The following is a 15664-nucleotide window of genomic DNA, read 5'->3' on the forward strand; positions in this document are numbered from 1 at the left end:
CGCTGCAATCACGGCTTCCACTTCAGGAAGTTGGAAATGAGGGCGAGACCGAAACGCTGGCTCTTCTCGGGATGGAATTGCGTGCCGATCGCGGTGTCCTTGCCGACGATCGCGGTGATCGGCCCGCCATAATCGGCGCGCGCCAGCACGTCGTTCTCATTGACGGCGTTCAAGTGATAGGAGTGCACGAAGTAGGCGTGCAGGCCCTTCGGCCCGAGCGGCAGCCGCTCCAGCACCGGATGCTCCTGCACCAAGTCGAGCGTGTTCCAGCCCATATGCGGGATCTTCAGGCTCTCGTCGCGGGGCGCGATCTTCTCGACATCGCCAGCGACCCAGTCGAAGCCGTCGGTGGTGACATGCTCCTTGCCCCGCGTCGCCATCAACTGCATGCCGACGCAGATGCCGAAGAACGGCCGCGCCTTTTGGCGGACGGCCTCGGTCATCGCCTCCAGCATGCCGTCGACGGCATCGAGCCCACGGCGGCAATCGGCGAAGGCGCCGACGCCCGGCAGCACGATGCGGTCGGCGCGATACACCGTGTCGGGATCGCGGGTCACCACGACCTTCTGCGGATCCTCCATGCTGCGCGCGGCGCGCTCGAACGCTTTCGCGGCGGAATGCAGATTGCCGGAGCCGTAATCGATGATGGCAACACTCATCGTCCACCTCCGGGTTCGGGGAACAAGCCAATGATACTGGCATGCGGCAGCGGCGGCGGCGGCCGCTGTCCATTGTCACGCGTCGGCGGCGGAGCGCCGCGATCGACGGTGTGGTTGTCGTAGCCGATGGTGCTCCGGCGCGCCGCCCAGCGCTCGAAGAAGCGCCGCTCGGCGGCATCGAGATCGTCGGCGACGACGACGTCGAGCTGGCGCCAATTGCCGCGCGAATAGCTCCAGCGCTTCAGGCTCGAAGCCTCGAGCCCGAGCAGGATCGCCATCAACAGATCGATCGCGGCGATCGCACCGGATGCGACGCCGATCCGCGCCAGGATCAGGTCGATCACGATCATCAGGGCTGCATAGCCGATGACCGCCAGCCACAACCGATGCCAAGCCAGCCAGACGGCTCCGAGCACCGCGGCCCAGAGATGGAATCCGTCACGGATGAAGACGAAGCGATCCGTCGAACGCAGATCGGCCCCGGCGGCGAGGGGAGCGTGAACCGTATAGACGGGCATGTCGAATATCCCTCGAGGGAAGAGATCAGCCGCCGAGCTGACCCTTGGTGGATGGCACTTCGCCTTGGTTACGCGGATCGATCGCAAGTGCTGACCGCAACGCCCGCGCCAGACCTTTGAAGCAGGATTCGGCGATATGATGGGCGTTCTCGCCGTACAGCGTCTCGACATGCAAGGTGATGCCGGCGTTCATGGCGAAGGCGTTGAACCATTCGCGCACGAGTTCGGTGTCGAACTCGCCGATCTTGTCGCGCGGGAAGGTCGTGCGGAACACCAGCATCGGCCGGCCCGAGACGTCGATCACGACGCGGGTCAGGGTCTCGTCCATCGGCATGTGGATCGAGGCATAGCGGGTGATGCCGGCCATGTCGCCGAGCGCCTGGCGCACCGCCTGGCCGAGCGCGATGCCGACATCCTCGGTGGTGTGGTGGAAATCGATATGGAGGTCGCCGACCGCCTTGACGGTCATGTCGATGCGGGAATGCCGGGCCAGGAGATCCAGCATGTGATCGAAGAAGCCGATACCGGTCGCGATGTTCACCACGCCGGTGCCGTCGAGATTGACGGCCACCTCGATGTCGGTCTCTTTGGTCTTGCGCTTGATGGTCGCGCTACGCATGGGGTCAGCTTTCCCTTGAAAACGCGGCCCTTTTATCAGGCGGATGACACCTTAGCTACTGCGGGATGACGGCACCTCGCCTGATCTCGGGCCATGGTGAGCGGATTTCAAGGCCTGACCGGGCAGGGCAGGGGCGCGGTAATTGTGTCCCCCAGCCCGAGCGCCTAAATGAGGGCACCAACCAGGGACTTTCCATGCACGCAACCTCGCACGAGCCCGCCGTCTGGCACGGCACCACGATCCTGACCGTCCGCAAAGGGGGCAGGGTGGTCATCGGCGGCGACGGCCAGGTCTCGATCGGCCAGACCGTCATCAAGTCGAATGCCCGCAAGGTGCGCAAGCTCGGCAAGGGCGATGTGATCGGCGGCTTCGCCGGGGCCACTGCCGACGCGTTTACCCTGTTCGAGCGGCTGGAGAGCAAGCTCGAGCAATATCCGGGGCAGCTGACCCGGGCGGCCGTCGAGCTCGCCAAGGACTGGCGCACCGACCGCTATCTGCGCCGGCTGGAAGCGATGATGATCGTGGCCGACAAGGAGGTCTCGCTGGTCCTGACCGGGACCGGCGACGTGCTGGAACCGGAGGCCGGCGTGATGGCGATCGGCTCGGGCGGCAATTATGCGCTGGCGGCGGCGCGGGCCCTGATCGACACCGACAAGGACGCCGAGAGCATCGTGCGGCGCTCGCTCGACATTGCCGCCGATATCTGCGTCTACACCAACCGCAACATCACCATCGAAGCGCTGGCGGCCGAGTAGGCCATGAGCGCGGACGGGATCGGCATGGCGTCCCGACGATCGTCCGGACCCTGGCTCGTACTGGTGCTGGCGCTGCTGGTGCTGCAGGCCGCGATCCTGTTCGCGATGGGCCGGCTGCCGATCTGCGCCTGCGGCACCGTGAAGCTGTGGCACGGCGTGGTGCAGAGCTCGGAGAACTCCCAGCATCTCACCGACTGGTACACGTTCTCCCACATCATCCACGGCTTCCTGTTCTATGCGCTGACCGCACTGGTCGTTCCGCTTCTGCCCTGGCAGGGGCGGCTGATCATCGCGATGTTGATCGAGGGCGCCTGGGAGCTGGTCGAGAACTCGAGCTTCATCATCGAGCGCTATCGCGCCGCCACCATCTCGCTGGATTATTTCGGCGACAGCGTCGTGAACTCCATCGGCGATACGCTGGCGATGATCACCGGTTTTCTGCTCGCGCGGGTGCTGCCGATCTGGCTGACCGTACTGATTGCGATCGCGTTCGAGATCGGGGTGGGCCTGCACATCCGTGACAACCTGACTCTCAATATCTTGATGCTGATTTACCCGACCGAGGCGATCCGGCAGTGGCAGGCCGGACCGCCGCTGTTGTGAGGACAGGGGCGGCCATGACCATTCGCTTCCGTCGGATAACCGATGGCGACCTGCCCGCGATCCGCAACTGGCTGCATCAGCCCCATATTCGTCAATGGTGGGGTGATCCGGACGAGCAATATGGCTTGATCGATGGTGATCGTGACGAGCCGGCCATGGATCAGTACATCCTGCTGACGGATGATGACGCGGCCGGCTATCTGCAGTGCTACGCGCTGACGCAATGGAACGAGGGCTTCGGTCCCCAGCCCGCAGAGACCCGCGGGATCGACCTGTTCATCGCCGGACAGGAACGCATTGGGCGGGGTCACGGTCCGCGCGCCATCCGGGCTTTCTGCGACCTGGTGTTTCAGCACGCCATCCCACGTATCGTCGCCGACCCGTCGCCGGCCAATGCACGTGCCATCCGCGCCTATGAAAAGGAAGGCCGGATTTCGGCGCGAGCGCCTGGTCGAAACACCGGATGGCCCAGCGCTTCTGATGTCCCGCGAGCCCGGCGACTTGCCACCCCGTCAATCCGAGCCTAGCTAGAGCCCATGACCGACTTTTCTCCCCGCGAAATCGTCTCCGAACTCGACCGCTACATCGTCGGCCAGGCTGACGCCAAGCGCGCAGTCTCCATCGCCTTGCGCAACCGCTGGCGCCGGCTGCAGCTCGACGCCGGCCTGCGCGAAGAGGTGCTGCCGAAGAACATCCTGATGATCGGCCCGACCGGCGTCGGCAAGACCGAAATCGCGCGGCGGCTGGCCAAGCTCGCCGGCGCGCCGTTCCTCAAGGTCGAAGCCACCAAGTTCACCGAGGTCGGCTATGTCGGACGCGACGTCGAACAGATCATCCGCGACCTCGTCGAGGTCGCGATCGTCCAAGTCCGCGAGCGCAAGCGCAAGGACGTTGCCGCGCGGGCCCAGCTCGCGGCCGAAGAGCGCGTGCTCGACGCCCTGGTCGGCGCCAATTCAAGTGCGGCGACCCGCGACTCGTTCCGCCGCAAGCTGCGCGCCGGCGAGCTCAACGACAAGGAAATCGAGATCGAGACGCAGTCCTCCGGCGGCGGCTTTCCGATGTTCGAGATCCCGGGCATGCCGGGCGCACAGATGGGCGCGATCTCGATCGGCGACATTTTCGGCAAGCTCGGCGGCCGGACCAAGACGCGGCGCGTGACGGTCGAGTCATCGCACGACATCCTGATCGCCGAGGAGTCAGACAAGCTGCTCGACAATGACCAGCTGGTGCAGGAGGCCATCAGCGTGGTCGAGAACAACGGCATCGTGTTCCTCGACGAGATCGACAAGATCTGCGTGCGGGAGAACCGCCACGGCGGCGATGTGTCGCGCGAGGGCGTGCAGCGCGATCTGCTGCCGCTGATCGAGGGCACCACGGTTTCGACCAAGCATGGCGCGGTCAAGACTGACCACATCCTGTTCATCGCGTCGGGCGCGTTCCACATCGCAAAACCGTCCGACCTGTTGCCGGAGCTGCAAGGCCGATTGCCGATCCGCGTCGAGCTGCAGGCGCTGACGCGCGACGACATGCGCCGCATTCTCACCGAGCCGGAGGCGTCGCTGATCAAGCAATATGTGGCGCTGATGAAGACCGAGGGCGTCACGCTCGACATCACCGATGACGCGATCGATGCGCTCGCCGACATCGCGGTCGCGGTGAATTCCACGGTCGAGAATATCGGCGCGCGCCGGCTGCAGACGGTGATGGAGCGCGTGCTCGACGAGATCTCCTTCACCGCCTCGGACCGATCAGGCGAGACCATGCGCGTCGATGCCGCCTATGTGCAGCAGCATATCGGCGATCTCGCCAAGAACGCGGATTTGAGCCGGTTCATTTTGTAAGAGGTTGTTGCGCTTGGAGCCGCTTCGCTCGTCCGCCCCGGCGCAGCCTCAAACTCCGCCGTCGTCCCCGCGAACGCGGGGACCCATAACCACGAAAGCTGATTTGTCATTCGAGATGGCGGCTCCAGACCTGCCTCGGCACAGACAGCGGTGGTTACGGGTCCCGGCTCAAGGCCGGGACAATGGTTTTGCGCGTGGCGACGACCTCTTCTCCATCTGCCATCGCTTGGGCACTGCATGACCGCCGCGTTCAGCAAACACTGGCGGGCGATGCTCGCCGTCAACGCCGCCGTGATGCTCGGCGTGGTCCTGCACAAGCTCACGCTGCCGCCCTACATCCCCTATATCCATCTGCTGGTCGACTATCACCACGGTTTCATCAAGCGCGCGCTGATCGGCGCGATCGTCGGGCTGTTCACGACGAAGGTGCCGGTGTGGCTGGTGTTTGCGCTGGGGGGCACCGTCTGGCTGATCACTTTCGCTCTGTTCGTGCAGCTCTTCCGCCGCACCTTTGGCCTGGACCGCACGACGTTGCCGCTGTTCGTCTTCACCGCCGGCTCGCCCTTCGTGTTCAAGAACTTCCTGTTCACGCTCGGCCATTTCGATGTCTATGGCTGTCTCGGCGCGATCATCCTGCTGCTGGTTCCGGCGGGCTCGCTGCTCTACGTGCTGCTTGCGGCCTTCATCTCGGCGGTACTGGTGCTGATCCACCACATCCATCTGCTGATGTATGTTCCGACCATCACCGCGATCGTGGTGCTGCGCTATTATCTCCCCCGCACGATCACGACGCTCGATATCGCGACCGGCGCCGGTGTGTTGGCTGGCCTCGGCGCGCTCTTTCTCGGCGCGCAATTCCTCGGCACGATGCCGCTCCCGGAAGCAGACTTCGTGACCTATTTGCGATCCCGCATGGCCGATCCGTCGCGCACGGAGCTGCTGCAATTCGCCTATGTCTGGTACCAGCCGCTCGCGAAGGAAGTGCAGGACACCTGGGCGCGGCTACCGTCGAACTTGCTCGGCGTGCCCGTCTATGCGCTGCTGCTCTGGCTGCATCTGCCGTTATGGTCGAGCTTCAAGAGCCTGATCGGCGCACTGCACGAGCAGCGTCATCGCCAGATCGTCATCGCTTCGCTCGGCGTGATCAGCCTCGCTTATCTCGTGATGTTCGCGATGGTGTTCGACTATTCGCGCTGGATCTCGAGCTGGGTGGTCTGCATGGTGCTGATGCTGCATGCGGTGAAGACGCTCCCGGCCAAGCCGGCGGTCCTCGTCGATGGCGACGATCGCAAGACCACGATCCTGGGCTGGATCGTCACGGTCATCCCGCGTCTCGGCATCATACGGCCGTTCTGACCGTCAGCCGCGCGGCCGCCGGATGCGCACATAGAGCGCGCCCGCGCCGCCATGACCGACATGGGCTTCCTCGAAGCCGACGATCAGCGAGCGGAATTCCGGCAGGCTGAGCCAATGCGGCACCTGGCGCCTGAGGACGCCGCGTTCGGGATCCGCCCCGATCGTGCCCTTGCCGGTGATGATCAGCACGAACGTAAGGCCGTCATGCTGGGCGCGGTGCAGGAAGTGGTGCAGCGCCTGATGCGCCCGGCTCTGGGTCATGCCGTGCAGGTCGAGCCGTGCATCGATCTCGCTACGGCCGCGCGACAGTTTCGAGCGCTCCTTGCGGCCGAGCGAGACCAGTGGCGGGATCGCCGGCCTGACCGGCTTGGGCGCGGCGGCCGCTACGACCTGCCGCTGCGTCATGGTCGGCTTGTCCGGCTGCGGCTCAGCCGTCACCATCGGCGGGTGCGGGCGAACCGGGCGCTGGATCTTGCGCAGCGGCTTGACCTGTCGCGCGACCGTTTCCCACAGCGTGCGCTCGTCCTCGGTGAGACCGCGCCTTCGGCGGCCACGGGGCGGCTCGGGATCATGCGACATGGAGGCGACGGATCATCGGCGGTTGCGGTGGCGTCTGCCATAACGCAATCGGCGGATATTGCGATCACTTTCAAGCCGCGGCCTGGCCTCGGGTAAGGGCACCGGCTGCGGGGCCGTCACGTTCTGCGCCACCGTGGTCGGCGGGCTTGCGCTGGCAGCCGGGGCAGGGGCCTTGGCATCCTTGACGGTAGAGGCGGCGGGATTGGGCTGATCCGGCCCCTTCACCTGATCTTTCGACTGGTCCTTTGTCTGATCCTTGGCGGTCTCCTTCGGCGCGTCCTTCGGCAGCACCTCGGGAAACAGTTTTGCGATCTTCTCCGAGGGCCGCGCATCCGGCAGCGGCATCTTGCGGCCGCGCGCCACCGGGTCGAGGCTGCGCGGCACCAGCATCACAAACTGGATATTGTGCTTGAGCCGGCCCGACACTTTGCCGGCGTCCTGACCGGCGCCGAAATAGAGATCGGCGCGAGCCGGGCCGACGATCGCCGATCCCGTGTCCTGCGCGATCATCAGGCGATGAAACGCTGTCTTTGATTTCTCGGAGTCGATCGGCAGCTCACCGGTGATGAAGAACGGCGTGCCGTAGACATGCAGCGACTTGTCGACGGCGATCGAGCGGCCCGGCGTCAGCGGAATGCCCTGCGCGCCGACCGCCTCGTCCTTCTCCGACAGCTGTACCTCGCGGAAAAAGATGTAGGAGCGGTTCATCCGGCGCAGCTCGTTGGCGCCTTCGGGGTTCTGCTCCATCCACTCGCGGATGCGCTGCATCGACATCTGCTCGCGCGGGATGATGCCGCGCTCGATCAGGATGCGGCCGACCGGCGTATAGGGGTGACCATTATAGGCATCGTAGTTGATGCGCACGGTCGAGCCGTCATCGAGACTGATCCGGGCCGAACCCTGGATCTGTGCAAACAGCAGATCCGTCTGGTTCCTGAGCCACGCGATTTCGAGACCGCGGCCTTCGATGGCGCCGTCCTCGATCTCGGCACGGTCATAATAAGGGACCAGCTTGCGCCGTCCGATCTTGCGATAGACCGGGCCCTTGTTGGGCAGGCTGGTCGCGTCCTGCTTGAAGCCGCGGACGAACAGGTTGGAGGGACGGCGATAGACCGGAACGTTGTAAACCTCGTTCTGGGTGCGCGAGCCTTCGATCACGGGCTCGTAGTAGCCGGTGACAAAGCCGTCGGCGTCGCCGAGCTTCGAGATCTTCAGCGGTTCGAAATGCCGTTCGAAGAAGGCGCGCGCTGCGGCATTGTCGGCCAGATCGGACGCCCGCGCCTCCCGGCAGGGATCACGCAACGAGTCGCCAAGCGCCTTGTCTTCGGGCGTACCGTCGGGCTTGGCCGTGATCGGCTTGCAGCTGGCGCGAAATGTCCGGTATGCCGCGAGCTGATCGTCGTCGGTCCAGCCGGGCACATCGCTCCATGCCAATGGCAGATACTGGCTGTTGGTGATCTCGAGCGGCCAATCGAGCTGAGGGTAGGGCAGGTGACGCATCGGCGGAGCGGAGCGATGACGCGCGCGCACCGCCTCTGCCGCATAGGGCGCGAGCACCACGGCGACGACGGCCAAAGCGAGCGCCGCGGTCCAGGAGCTGAGACGATGGGCGGAAAAACCCCGCTTCCAAATTTCGCGAACCATGTCTGCACCGTCTAAGTACCACTCAACGCGAAGCTCGGAAAAAACAGGATCAAAAAACCGATGCCGCCCTCGATGTGCCTCCCTTCACGACCGCGACCTTGATCGACCTCTTATGCCGCCGATCATGGAATACGATCGGCTGTTCAATGTCAGCGTCAGTGGCTGCCGGTGCCGACCAGCTTCCAGTTCGGATCGCGCGAACCGGTGTCGCGCGCGAAGGTCCAGATGTCGGTGATGTCGGCGACCTTGTCCGGATTGCCGTCGACGATGTTGCCCATCTTGTCGCGCGTCACCGAGATCATCTGTGACACGAAGCGAACCGTCAGCTGTGCCGTCCGGTCCCGGAGGTCAGCGCTGACCAGCTCTGCCGTGTCGATCGACACGAACCGGGTCTCGGTCTTCTGCTCGTGCTTCTCGCGATCCTTGATGACGGCGTCGAAGCTGTCATAGACCTCCGACGACAACAGGTCGCGCAGCGCGCGACGGTCGCCATTGGCAAAAGCCAGCACGATCATCTCATAGGCGCTGCGCGCGCCGGTGAGGAAATGGCGCGGGTCGAACGAGGGATCATTGGCGACGACAGCATCGAGGCCGCGCGCCAGCGGCGTGCCCGGCTCCGCCACGCCGCGCCAGCGATCGCTCGGCACGCCCGGCTCTGCACCAGCGGTTGCAACCGCTGGATCAAGCGGCGCGCCCGGGACTGGCATCACATGATTGTCCGGAGCTCCCTGCACCGCATTCCGGGCGGCCCGGTCGAACGGCGTGCGCTCGCTGCCGGTGCGCTGACCGAGCACGGCCCGCAGGCGCACGAAGATAAAGACCGCCAATGCCAGGAAGATGATGGTATAAATATCCACGTCGTGTTCGCTTTCTGACTGACCTGTCGGGCCGGACGCGGGGGTCTGGCCATCGGACACCCGTTTACCGAGAATCGGGTAAAGACCAATGAATCGGTCCATCCACCCCGATGTAGTCATCGAAATGAGCCGGGCCAATGGCACATTGTGGCACGGCGATCCTAACCCGTTTCCAGGCCAAGGGGAAATCGGATCAGGATGGTCCCGGCCGAGGTTTCCCGCCATCGCCGACGCCCCGTTGCAGCCTGGTACCTTGTGCGACAAATGGAGGCATATCGGGTTGGACCAGCGATGGTCGGCGGCCGAAACAGCCTCTAAGCCTCGTCCTTGTGGAACAAGCCGGCCCTATGGTAGCCACGCGCCGCAACGACCCGCCCTTTGTGCCAGGAGAACACTGCGATGACCAACGGTAACGGCGCCAACCCTGAGGCGGCCCCTCCTCCCCAACTCAACGTGCTGGCGCAATACATCAAGGATCTGTCCTTCGAGAACCCCAATGCGCCGCAATCCCTGGCACCGCAGGGTCAGCCGCCGCAGATCAACATCCAGATCAATGTCGGCGCCAACGCCCTCGCGGACACCGAATTCGAGGTGACGCTCACGATCGAGGGCAAGGCCGAGAGCGGCACCCAGGTCATGTTCAGCTTCGAGCTGGTTTATGGCGGCGTGTTCCGGCTGGTCAATGTTCCCCAGGAACATCTCTCGCCGATGCTGCTGATCGAATGCCCGCGGCTGCTGTTCCCGTTCGCCCGCGAGATCGTTGCGAATTCGGTCCGTGACGGCGGCTTCCCGCCCTTGATGCTGGACCCGGTCGATTTCGTCAGCCTCTACCGGCAGAACATGGAACGTCAGGCGGCTGCCCAGGGCGCGCAGATCCGTCCGAGCTGATCCGTTAGAGCATTATTTGCGATGATTGACGGACGTGATCCGCAGCCGGACGGCCCGGGTCACGTTCCGGCGAGAAATTCCATCCAGATGGGCTTGTCGCCCAGGGTGGCGATGAAGGCGCGGTGCGCCTCGCGCTCCGCATCCGTCACGCGCGCAGCCAATGGGGTCTCGCGCTGCCGCCGCGGCGTGTCGCCGGCGGCGCCGACCCGGATCTCCTGCGTGTCCTGCGTCAGGATCAGCTGCGACTGCCGGGCCCCAACCAGATCGACATAGACCTCGGCCAGCAGTTCCGCGTCGAGCAGCGCGCCGTGCTTGGTGCGCCGGGAATTATCGATCGCATAACGCGAACACAGATCGTCGAGCCGGTTCGACACGCCCGGATGCTTGCGCCGGGCGAGCAGCAGCGTATCGACCAGGCGTTCCCGCGGGATTGCCGCACGCTTGACCCGGTCGAGCTCGGCATTGATGAAGCCGATATCGAACGACGCGTTGTGGATCACCAGCGGCGCATCGCCGATGAACTCCAGGAACTCCTCAACGATCTCGTGAAACAGCGGCTTGTCTGCCAGGAACTCGCTCGACAGGCCGTGGACTGCGAATGCCTCGGCCGGCATGTCGCGCTCGGGATTGATATAGCGATGGAAGACCTGGCCGGTCGGCATGCGGTTGATGATCTCGACACAGCCGATCTCGACCAGACGGTCGCCGCGCAACGCGTCGAGTCCGGTGGTTTCAGTGTCGAGTACAATCTCACGCATGGCTGTGTCCGTCGCTGCAAAGCGCGTGGCGAATCACGCGCGCCGCTGCGGCATCTTAACGACCTCGGCAAGGATGTCGCGGATTCGGGCCCGCACCGGATCGAGACCATTGGACGTATCCACGACGAAATCGGCCCGCGCGCGCTTCTCCGCATCAGGCATCTGCCGCGCCAACAGCGCATCGAGCGCTTCTTCCGTCATCGTCCCGCGCGCGAGGATGCGCTGGCGCTGAATCTCCGGCGAGGTGGAGACCACCACCACGGCGTCGACCCGCTTGTCGCCGCCGGTCTCGAACAGCAGCGGGACATCCACGACCGCGACCGGCACACCGGACTGGGCGGCCTTGTCGAGAAAATCCTGATGATAGGAGCGCAGCATCGGATGCACGATCGCTTCAAGCCGCCGGATCGCCTCGGGATCGCCGACGACCTTGGCCGACAGCTTGCTGCGGTCGACCTTGCCGCCGACCGTGGTGCCGGGAAAGGCAGCCTCGATCGCCGGCGCAGCTTCGCCTTCATACACCTTGTGAACCGTGGCATCGGCATCATAGACGGGCACGCCGGCTTCCGCGAACAGCTTGGCCGTGGTCGATTTGCCCATCCCCATCGAGCCGGTCAGCCCCAGCACCCTCATTCGCATCGGCTCCTGTCGGTGATCTCGTCCCGCGTCAAAACCTGAGCAGCCGCGCTTCGCGGAAATAGGCGAGCAGCGGCAACAACGGCAGCCCGAGAATGGTGAAGTGGTCACCATCGATGCGGTCGAACAGATGCACGCCGAGCCCTTCGAGCTGATAGGCGCCGACGCTCGACAGCACTGCCTGACCGGCCGTGTCGAGATAGGTGGCCACGTCGCTCTCAGTCAGGCTCCGCATCGTCATCCAGGCGACCGCGACATGGGAGAACAGCACCTCTCCGTTGCGAACCACCGCAATCGCAGAATGCAGGGCATGCGTACGTCCCGCCAATGCGAGCAACTGCTGCATGGCTTGCTGCCGGCCGGCCGGCTTGTTGAACATGCGCTCACCGAGCGCAAGCGTCTGGTCCGCTCCAACGACATAGCAGTTCGGCTTCGCCGCCGAGACGGCGCGGGCCTTGGCCTGCGCGAGATGCAACGCGATCTCGTAGGGCGCCACCAGCCCGGCCTCGGACTGCAGGGCACGCTCGTCGATATCGGCGGGCACTGCCTCGCAGGCCAGACCGGCGTTTTCGAGCAGCATGCGCCGCGCGCGGCTTTGCGAAGCCAGAACGAGGCGTTCGTCACCACACCATAAGGTCATCGTTATCAGCTCATTCCGGCAGGCGCTGCCGCTGCCGATCGGTATAGAGTTTGAGGATGGCGGCGGCGGTCTCTTCGATCGAGCGTCGCGTCACGTCGAGCATGACCCAGTTGAACCTCGCACTGAGCTTGCGCGCATAGGCGACCTCATCGGTCACCGACTGCTTGTCGACATAGGTCTCATTGCCGGATTCCGCACCCATGCTCAGCAGACGATTTTGCCGCACCTGGATCAAGCGCTCCGGGGTGGCGTGCAGACTGACCACCAGGGGCTTCTTCAACGTCTCGAGCTGATGCGGGATCGGGATCCCCGGCACCAGGGGAACGTTCGCCGTTCGCACACCGCGGTTGGCGAGATAGATCGAGGTCGGCGTCTTCGAGGTGCGGCTCACACCGACCAGGACAACATCCGCGTCCTCCAGGCCGTCGACCATCTGACCGTCGTCGTGAAGCATCGTGTAGTTGAGCGCGTCGATCCGGGCAAAATATTCGGCGTTCAACACGTGCTGCGCACCGACGCGCCCTGCGGTCGAGGCACCCAGATAGGCCTCGAACAGCTGCATCACCGGCCCGATGATCGACAGGCTTGGGATGTTGATCTGCTGGCACTTGGCTTCCAACCGGCTGACCAGATCCTTCTCCAGGAGCGTGAACAGCACGATGCCCGGCGCCTCCTCGATCTCGTCGAGGACCCGGTCGAGCTGCTTCTGGCTGCGGACCAGCGGGTAGACGTGCTCGACCGGCGTCACATTGGCGTACTGCGCGGCCACGGCTCGCGCGACCGTGATCAGAGTTTCGCCCGTCGAGTCGGAAACCAGATGGAGGTGAAAGTAATTTCCGGTGGTGGGCATCAAATCCTTAACGATCTGTGAATCACTGTGAAGGATGGGGTGAAAAAGCGGCCCTTGGCGGACCCCTCTGTATAACTCCCGTCGTTGTTCACACGCTCGCAAGCCGGGATACAGCAAGTGGCTGGGTTCGATGATATCGGGAAGGGCCGCGCTTGTCTCTGGATAAGCTGTTCGTGATTGTCGGCAAGCTTTTGAGTCTCATGGGACTCCAGCGCGCAAGGCTCTGCCTCCCGGTCCTGTTGAAGGATGTGAACAAGCTGCGGGAAATTGGCTGACAGGATTGCATGAGTCCAATCCACCGCTACTTAGACTCAAACCTTAAGATTCTAATAATATTTAGTTTGGAAGCGATCGAGCGAGCGGATATGTCTCGCCTCCCAAAGATTGGGACAGCCGGCAGAGGATCGCGTCACCAGATGTACGAGTGGATCAAGGCGCTGCATGTCATTGCTGTCATCGCCTGGATGGCCGGCATGCTCTATCTGCCCCGCTTGTTCGTGTATCACTGCGACACGGAGATCGGCTCGAAGCAGTCCGAGACGTTCAAGATCATGGAACGCCGGCTGCTGAAGGCGATCATCAATCCAGCGATGATGGTGACTTGGCTGGCCGGTCTCTACATGGTGTGGGCTGGACATTGGTATGCCAGCGGCTGGTTCCACGGCAAATTCCTGCTCGTTCTGATCCTGTCCGGCGTCCACGGTCTGTTCACCCGTTGGGTCAAGGACTTTGCCGCCGATCGAAACACCCATACTCAGAAATTCTATCGCTATATCAACGAGGTACCGACAATCCTCATGATCGGGATCGTGGTTCTCGTCATCGTCAAGCCGTTCTGACGCTCCCCGGCGTGGACCGCTCGGTTACCGAGCGGCTTGCGAACGACGGCGCGATTTTCTATATTGTTTAAATCCCACCCCACGCAGGCGGATGTGGTTGCGTCCCGGCTCGACCGGCCGCCGCATCAGGTCTGGCGCTGATCGCGCCGGCCTGCTCAGACCTGCGGACCTCATTTCGTCCGCCTTCCCACAGCCACCTCGCATCCCTCCCAAGTCGCTTCCACAGGACCACCCCAATGCGGGAAATCAAACTACAGGACCTCAAGTCAAAGACGCCGGCCGAGCTCGTCTCCTTCGCGGAGGAAAACGGGGTCGAGAACGCCAGCACGATGCGCAAGCAGGAGTTGATGTTTGCCATTCTCAAACAGCTTGCGATTCAGGAAACGGACATCATCGGTGAAGGCGTCGTCGAGGTTCTCTCCGACGGCTTCGGCTTCCTGCGCTCGCCGGACGCCAACTACCTTCCAGGCCCGGATGACATCTATGTATCGCCGTCGCAGATCCGCCGCTTTGGCCTGCGCACCGGTGATACGATCGAAGGCCATATCCGCAGCCCGAAGGAGGGCGAGCGCTATTTCGCGCTGCTGAAGGTCAATACGCTGAACTTCGAGGATCCCGAGAAGTCCAAGCACAAGGTCAATTTCGACAATCTCACGCCGCTCTTCCCGGACGAGCGCTTCCGGCTCGAGCTTGAGGATCCGACCCGCAAGGATCTGTCGCCGCGCGTCATCGACATCGTCGCGCCGATCGGCAAGGGTCAGCGCGCTTTGATCGTCGCTCCGCCGCGGACCGGCAAGACCGTGCTGATGCAGAACATCGCGCACTCGATCACGGCCAATCATCCCGAGTGCTACCTCATCGTGCTCCTGATCGACGAGCGTCCGGAGGAAGTCACGGATATGCAGCGCTCGGTCAAGGGCGAGGTCGTGTCGTCGACCTTCGACGAACCGGCCGCGCGTCACGTTCAGGTCGCGGAGATGGTGATCGAAAAGGCCAAGCGCCTAGTTGAGCATGGCCGCGACGTGGTCATTCTGCTGGACTCGATCACCCGCCTCGGCCGCGCCTACAACACCGTCGTGCCGTCCTCGGGCAAGGTGCTGACCGGCGGTGTCGACGCCAATGCGCTGCAGCGGCCGAAGCGCTTCTTCGGTGCGGCCCGCAACATCGAGGAGGGCGGCTCCTTGACCATCATAGCGACCGCGCTGGTCGATACCGGCAGCCGCATGGACGAGGTCATCTTCGAAGAGTTCAAGGGCACCGGCAACTCCGAGCTCATCCTCGACCGCAAGGTCGCGGACAAGCGGACCTTCCCGGCGATCGACATCGCGCGCTCCGGCACACGCAAAGAAGAGCTCATCACCGAGCCGCAGAACCTCAAGAAGATGTACGTGCTCCGCCGCATCCTCAATCCGATGGGCACCATGGACGCGATCGACTTCCTGCTCGACAAGCTGCGCAGCACCAAGAGCAATGCGGAGTTCTTCGAGTCGATGAACACCTGATCGACGGACCGATCTCCGGATCCGGCAAGGGCGCTCTTCGGAGCGCCCTTTTTGTTTTGGCTTGTTTTGTGGCGCCACGGGTGACCGTGCTGCCTTTGCCGCTCATGCCGGACTCGGTCC

General features: G+C 63.7%; 17 protein-coding genes and 1 pseudogene. 8 read left to right on the forward strand and 10 right to left on the reverse strand.

What is annotated here, in order from left to right:
- Positions 1-8: 8 nt before the first annotated feature.
- From hisH to hisB, 3 genes are read right to left on the reverse strand one after another with little or no spacing between them, the layout of a single operon-like run.
- Positions 9-659 carry an imidazole glycerol phosphate synthase subunit HisH gene (hisH, locus tag BBTA_RS00690; protein ID WP_011942665.1) on the reverse strand — a complete coding sequence of 217 codons (651 nt, stop codon included), beginning with the start codon at positions 657-659 and terminating at the stop codon, positions 9-11.
- A complete protein-coding gene (locus BBTA_RS00695; protein ID WP_011942666.1) occupies positions 656-1177 on the reverse strand; it encodes a DUF2628 domain-containing protein in 522 nt (173 codons plus the stop codon). The genes hisH and BBTA_RS00695 overlap by 4 nt, the downstream gene beginning before the upstream one ends.
- A gap of 25 nt (positions 1178-1202) precedes the next feature.
- The gene (hisB, locus tag BBTA_RS00700) at positions 1203-1796 is read right to left on the reverse strand and encodes an imidazoleglycerol-phosphate dehydratase HisB (protein ID WP_011942667.1); all 594 of its coding nucleotides are present in this window, start codon (positions 1794-1796) and stop codon (positions 1203-1205) included.
- Positions 1797-1990: 194 nt separating this feature from the next.
- Here hisB and hslV point away from each other — a divergent pair, with 194 nt between their 5' ends.
- The 5 genes and pseudogenes from hslV (at position 1991) to BBTA_RS00725 (ending at position 6351) form a co-directional block, all read left to right on the forward strand.
- Positions 1991-2551 (forward strand): ATP-dependent protease subunit HslV, encoded by a 561-nt coding sequence (gene hslV / locus BBTA_RS00705; protein ID WP_011942668.1) that lies wholly within the window; start codon positions 1991-1993, stop codon positions 2549-2551.
- Between the two features lie 24 nt (positions 2552-2575).
- The gene (locus BBTA_RS00710; RefSeq protein WP_041751174.1) at positions 2576-3154 is read left to right on the forward strand and encodes a DUF2585 family protein; all 579 of its coding nucleotides are present in this window, start codon (positions 2576-2578) and stop codon (positions 3152-3154) included.
- Between the two features lie 14 nt (positions 3155-3168).
- Positions 3169-3685 (forward strand): annotated as a pseudogene (locus tag BBTA_RS00715) (GNAT family N-acetyltransferase).
- A 5-nt stretch (positions 3686-3690) separates the two neighbouring features.
- A complete protein-coding gene (gene hslU / locus BBTA_RS00720) occupies positions 3691-4995 on the forward strand; it encodes an ATP-dependent protease ATPase subunit HslU (RefSeq protein ID WP_011942671.1) in 1305 nt (434 codons plus the stop codon).
- A gap of 237 nt (positions 4996-5232) precedes the next feature.
- Positions 5233-6351: a hypothetical protein gene (locus BBTA_RS00725; RefSeq protein WP_011942672.1), complete on the forward strand. Its 1119-nt coding sequence runs from the start codon at positions 5233-5235 to the stop codon at positions 6349-6351.
- Between the two features lie 3 nt (positions 6352-6354).
- Here the strand turns inward: BBTA_RS00725 and BBTA_RS00730 are convergent, their stop codons facing one another.
- The 3 genes from BBTA_RS00730 to BBTA_RS00740 form a co-directional block, all read right to left on the reverse strand.
- Entirely contained in the window at positions 6355-6930 is a 576-nt protein-coding gene (locus BBTA_RS00730; RefSeq protein WP_011942673.1) for a Smr/MutS family protein, read from the reverse strand.
- A gap of 12 nt (positions 6931-6942) precedes the next feature.
- On the reverse strand, positions 6943-8574 hold the full coding sequence (locus BBTA_RS00735; RefSeq protein WP_011942674.1) for a murein transglycosylase A: 1632 nt from the start codon (positions 8572-8574) through the stop codon (positions 6943-6945).
- 155 nt (positions 8575-8729) lie between these two features.
- A complete protein-coding gene (locus BBTA_RS00740) occupies positions 8730-9431 on the reverse strand; it encodes a Tim44/TimA family putative adaptor protein (RefSeq protein ID WP_011942675.1) in 702 nt (233 codons plus the stop codon).
- A 399-nt stretch (positions 9432-9830) separates the two neighbouring features.
- Between BBTA_RS00740 and secB the strand changes: the two genes are divergently transcribed.
- Positions 9831-10319, forward strand: coding sequence for a protein-export chaperone SecB (gene secB, locus BBTA_RS00745; protein WP_011942676.1), 489 nt, complete (start codon positions 9831-9833; stop codon positions 10317-10319).
- 59 nt (positions 10320-10378) lie between these two features.
- On the opposite strand, the gene dnaQ is transcribed toward secB, so the two are convergent.
- The 4 genes from dnaQ to BBTA_RS00765 are packed head-to-tail and all read right to left on the reverse strand — an operon-like array spanning position 10379 to position 13203.
- On the reverse strand, positions 10379-11077 hold the full coding sequence (gene dnaQ / locus BBTA_RS00750; protein ID WP_011942677.1) for a DNA polymerase III subunit epsilon: 699 nt from the start codon (positions 11075-11077) through the stop codon (positions 10379-10381).
- Between the two features lie 33 nt (positions 11078-11110).
- The gene (gene coaE / locus BBTA_RS00755) at positions 11111-11710 is read right to left on the reverse strand and encodes a dephospho-CoA kinase (RefSeq protein WP_011942678.1); all 600 of its coding nucleotides are present in this window, start codon (positions 11708-11710) and stop codon (positions 11111-11113) included.
- Between the two features lie 34 nt (positions 11711-11744).
- Positions 11745-12353: a Maf family protein gene (locus BBTA_RS00760; RefSeq protein WP_041750243.1), complete on the reverse strand. Its 609-nt coding sequence runs from the start codon at positions 12351-12353 to the stop codon at positions 11745-11747.
- A gap of 10 nt (positions 12354-12363) precedes the next feature.
- The gene (locus BBTA_RS00765) at positions 12364-13203 is read right to left on the reverse strand and encodes a pyruvate, water dikinase regulatory protein (protein WP_011942680.1); all 840 of its coding nucleotides are present in this window, start codon (positions 13201-13203) and stop codon (positions 12364-12366) included.
- A gap of 416 nt (positions 13204-13619) precedes the next feature.
- Here BBTA_RS00765 and hemJ point away from each other — a divergent pair, with 416 nt between their 5' ends.
- Both hemJ and rho read left to right on the forward strand, forming a co-directional pair.
- Positions 13620-14042, forward strand: coding sequence for a protoporphyrinogen oxidase HemJ (gene hemJ, locus BBTA_RS00770; protein WP_011942681.1), 423 nt, complete (start codon positions 13620-13622; stop codon positions 14040-14042).
- A 236-nt stretch (positions 14043-14278) separates the two neighbouring features.
- On the forward strand, positions 14279-15544 hold the full coding sequence (gene rho, locus BBTA_RS00775) for a transcription termination factor Rho (protein WP_008965552.1): 1266 nt from the start codon (positions 14279-14281) through the stop codon (positions 15542-15544).
- The last annotated feature ends 120 nt before the right edge of the window (positions 15545-15664 follow it).

It is taken from the genome of Bradyrhizobium sp. BTAi1 (genome assembly GCF_000015165.1).
GTDB classification, from domain to species: Bacteria; Pseudomonadota; Alphaproteobacteria; order Rhizobiales; family Xanthobacteraceae; genus Bradyrhizobium; species Bradyrhizobium denitrificans.

Bases quoted from the DNA above. Each gene is read 5' to 3' on its own strand.
- hisH (WP_011942665.1), bottom strand. From the start codon at position 659: ATGAGTGTTGCCATCATCGATTACGGCTCCGGCAATCTGCATTCCGCC.
- BBTA_RS00695 (WP_011942666.1), bottom strand. From the start codon at position 1,177: ATGCCCGTCTATACGGTTCACGCTCCCCTCGCCGCCGGGGCCGATCTG.
- hisB (WP_011942667.1), bottom strand. From the start codon at position 1,796: ATGCGTAGCGCGACCATCAAGCGCAAGACCAAAGAGACCGACATCGAG.
- hslV (WP_011942668.1), top strand. From the start codon at position 1,991: ATGCACGCAACCTCGCACGAGCCCGCCGTCTGGCACGGCACCACGATC.
- BBTA_RS00710 (WP_041751174.1), top strand. From the start codon at position 2,576: ATGGCGTCCCGACGATCGTCCGGACCCTGGCTCGTACTGGTGCTGGCG.
- hslU (WP_011942671.1), top strand. From the start codon at position 3,691: ATGACCGACTTTTCTCCCCGCGAAATCGTCTCCGAACTCGACCGCTAC.
- BBTA_RS00725 (WP_011942672.1), top strand. From the start codon at position 5,233: ATGACCGCCGCGTTCAGCAAACACTGGCGGGCGATGCTCGCCGTCAAC.
- BBTA_RS00730 (WP_011942673.1), bottom strand. From the start codon at position 6,930: ATGTCGCATGATCCCGAGCCGCCCCGTGGCCGCCGAAGGCGCGGTCTC.
- BBTA_RS00735 (WP_011942674.1), bottom strand. From the start codon at position 8,574: ATGGTTCGCGAAATTTGGAAGCGGGGTTTTTCCGCCCATCGTCTCAGC.
- secB (WP_011942676.1), top strand. From the start codon at position 9,831: ATGACCAACGGTAACGGCGCCAACCCTGAGGCGGCCCCTCCTCCCCAA.
- dnaQ (WP_011942677.1), bottom strand. From the start codon at position 11,077: ATGCGTGAGATTGTACTCGACACTGAAACCACCGGACTCGACGCGTTG.
- coaE (WP_011942678.1), bottom strand. From the start codon at position 11,710: ATGAGGGTGCTGGGGCTGACCGGCTCGATGGGGATGGGCAAATCGACC.
- BBTA_RS00760 (WP_041750243.1), bottom strand. From the start codon at position 12,353: ATGACCTTATGGTGTGGTGACGAACGCCTCGTTCTGGCTTCGCAAAGC.
- BBTA_RS00765 (WP_011942680.1), bottom strand. From the start codon at position 13,203: ATGCCCACCACCGGAAATTACTTTCACCTCCATCTGGTTTCCGACTCG.
- hemJ (WP_011942681.1), top strand. From the start codon at position 13,620: ATGTACGAGTGGATCAAGGCGCTGCATGTCATTGCTGTCATCGCCTGG.
- rho (WP_008965552.1), top strand. From the start codon at position 14,279: ATGCGGGAAATCAAACTACAGGACCTCAAGTCAAAGACGCCGGCCGAG.